This window comes from Streptomyces phyllanthi, from assembly GCF_009377205.1.
GTDB classification, from domain to species: Bacteria; Actinomycetota; Actinomycetes; order Streptomycetales; family Streptomycetaceae; genus Streptomyces; species Streptomyces phyllanthi.
Genome location: NZ_VJZE01000706.1, coordinates 1 through 3,147, shown reverse-complemented (window position 1 = coordinate 3,147; position 3,147 = coordinate 1). Strand labels below are relative to the sequence as shown.

The 3,147-nt window shown below is 75.1% G+C and carries 1 protein-coding gene; it reads right to left on the bottom strand.

Going from position 1 to position 3,147, the window contains the following annotated elements; genetic code table 11:
• Nucleotides 1-162: 162 nt before the first annotated feature.
• The gene (locus FNH04_RS43700; protein ID WP_228031979.1) at nucleotides 163-3,132 is read right to left on the bottom strand and encodes a DEAD/DEAH box helicase; all 2,970 of its coding nucleotides are present in this window, start codon (nucleotides 3,130-3,132) and stop codon (nucleotides 163-165) included.
• Nucleotides 3,133-3,147: the final 15 nt, after the last annotated feature.

Genomic DNA, 3,147 nt, shown 5'->3' with positions numbered 1-3,147 from the left:
CCGCCCGCAGTGCCCGGCGCGCGGCATCGGCCGGGCGCGCACCCTCGGAACCCGAACCCGAACCCGGCCCCGAGCCCGACCCCGAATCCGCACCCGACCCCGAATCGGGACCCGAGCCCGAATCGGGGCCCGGGCCGGTCCGCAGTTCCTCCTCCGCCCCGTTCATGACGTCCTCCGCAGTGACACGAGGTCGGCCAGCTCGCGGTCCGTCAGCTCGGTGAGGGCCGACTCGCCGGAGCCGAGGACCGCGTCGGCGAGGGCCCGTTTGGACTCCAGCATCTCGGCGATGCGGTCCTCGACGGTGCCCTCGGTGATGAGGCGGTGGACCTGGACGGGCTGGGTCTGGCCGATGCGGTAGGCGCGGTCGGTGGCCTGTTCCTCGACGGCCGGGTTCCACCAGCGGTCGAAGTGGACGACATGGCCCGCGCGGGTCAGGTTCAGGCCCGTGCCCGCCGCCTTGAGCGAGAGGACCAGAACCGGGGTGGCTCCGCTCTGGAAGCGGTCCACCATCTTCTCGCGGTCACTGACCGGGGTCCCTCCGTGGAGGAGCTCCACGGGAATCGCGCGAGCGGCCAGATGCGCGGTGATCATGCGGGCCATGCCCACGTACTGGGTGAAGACCAGCGCCGAGCCGTCCTCCGAGAGGAGCGTGTCCAGGAGCTCGTCCAGCAGGGCGAGTTTGCCGGAACGGGCCGCCAGGCCGTCGCCGCCGTGGGACGGGCCCTGGATGTCCTCCTTCAGATACAGCGCCGGGTGGTCGCAGATCTGCTTGAGCGCGCCCAGGAGCTTGAGCACCAGGCCCCGGCGCCCGATGCCCTCCGCCGTCTCGATCGCCAGCATCGACTCGCGCACCACCGCCTCGTACAGCGCGGCCTGTTCGCGGGTCAGCGGCACCGGGTGGTCCGTCTCCGTCTTCGGCGGCAGCTCGGGGACGATGCCCGGGTCGGACTTCTTGCGGCGGAGGAGGAAGGGGCGGACGAGGCGGGCGAGGCGCTCGATCGCCTCCTCGTCCTCACCGGTCTCCACGGCACGCGCGTGGCGGGCGCGGAAGGACTTGAGAGGGCCCAGCAGGCCCGGTGTCGTCCAGTCGAGAAGGGCCCAGAGCTCGGAGAGGTTGTTCTCGACGGGTGTGCCCGTGAGCGCCACGCGGGCGGGGGCCGGGATGGTCCGCAGCGCCTTCGCGGTCGCCGAGTACGGGTTCTTGACGTGCTGCGCCTCGTCCGCGACGACCATGCCCCAGGGCTGTTCGGCCAGCCGCGGTGCCGCCGACCGCATCGTGCCGTACGTGGTGAGGACGAAACCGCCGTCCAGCTCCTCCAGGGTGCGCTCCGGGCCGTGGTAGCGGCGGACGGGGACACCGGGGGCGAACCGCGTGATCTCCCGCTGCCAGTTGCCCAGCAGGGAGGCCGGGCAGACGACGAGCGTCGGCTCGCCGCGGGCGCGGCGCAGATGCAGCGCGATGACCGTGACCGTCTTGCCGAGGCCCATGTCGTCGGCCAGGCAGCCGCCGAGGCCGAGGGAGGTCATGAGGTCCAGCCAGGCCAGGCCCCGGAGCTGGTAGTCGCGGAGGCGGGCGGCCAGGCCGGGCGGTGGTTCCACGGTGTCCACGCCGGTCGTCAGCCGGTCGCGCAGCGCCGCGAGCGCGCCCGTCGGCACCGCCTCCACCGTCTCCCCGTCGACCTCGGCGGTGCCGGTGAGGGCCACCGAGAGCGCGTCGACCGGATCGAGCAGGCCCAGCTCGCGTTTGCGGGCCTTGCGGACGAGCGCCGGGTCGACGAGCACCCACTGGTCGCGCAGCCGTACGACCGGGCGGTGGGCCTCGGCCAGCGCGTCCATCTCGGCCTCGCTGAGCGGATCGCCGCCGAGCGCCAACTGCCAGCTGAACCGCAGCAGTTCCTCGCTCTCGAAGAAGCCCGTGCCGTCCTTGGCCGAGCCGGGCGCGGGGCGCACCACGGCCGTGGCGCTCAGGTCCTGGGCCAGGTCCCGCGGCCAGTGCACGGCGACACCGGCCGCGCCGAGCCGGGTGGCGACGACGCCCAGCAGGTCGGACAGCTCCTCCTCGGAGAGCGCGAGGACGTCCGGCACGTCCTGGTCCGAGAGCCGCTCCAGGGGCGCCCAGACGCGGGCCGCCCGGCGTACGGCGAGGGCGGCGTCCACACGCGCGCGCGGGCCGAAGGCCGTGTCGGCGCCCCCGGTGTCCCCCGCCCACAGCGCCGCCGCGTCGACGACGAGCGTCGGGTCGGCGAGGCTGTGCACCTGGACGACGGCCGCACCGGCCCGCCGCGCGCCCTCACCGTCGTCGTCGAAGAGGTCGTACGCCGACAGGTCGAGCCGCAGCGAGATCCGTACGCCCGCGTCCATGCCCGCGGCGACCTCCGCGGCCCAGTCCCGCGCGCCGGGCAGACGCTGCGCGGCGGCCGCGGCGAAGGGTTTCCCGGAGGTGTACGGCGCGGCCGGGGTGCGGGGCAGGGTGTCGGCGACCGCGTCCAGGAAGGACCGCATCAGCGCCTCGGGCTCGGGCAGCCGCAGGGGGCCCTTGCCGGGCAGCGGGACGGCGTGGCCCTCGTACGGGAGGGCCGCCGCCACCGCTCTCAGGTGCGCGATGTCGTCGGGGTCGAGGGGGCCCGCCCGCCAGGCGTCGTGTCCCTGTGCCGTCAGCCCTGGCAGCAGCCGCCCGCGCGCGACGAGCCGCAGGGCGTGCAGCGCGGCCGCGCCCCAGCAGGCCGTGGCGGGGTGCGCGGCGGCATCGTGGCGGGCCCGGGCGAGCAGCGGCAGGGCCTCGCCGACCGGCAGGGACACCGCGGGGACGGTGGCCCTGCGGACTCCGGCGCCGTGCCGACGTACGACCGTGAGCTCGGTGTCGCGGACGGACTGCCCGGTATCAGAGCCAGGGCCAGGACCAGGGCCAGGACCAGGACCAGGACCAGGACCAGGTGGCTGCCCGTAGGCGTCCTCCGGGTCCCAGAAAGCCACCCTCCCCTGGCGCGGGAGCGGCGCGGGCAGGAAGACGGCCGCGAGCCGTACGGGCACGGGCGCGTGCACGCCCTCGGCTCGAAGCGCCGTACCAGCCGCCCACTCGGCCCCTGCGGCCCCCGCGGCCTTCTTTGCCACCGCCACAGCCCCGTCCCGCATACCCCTGGTCACCTC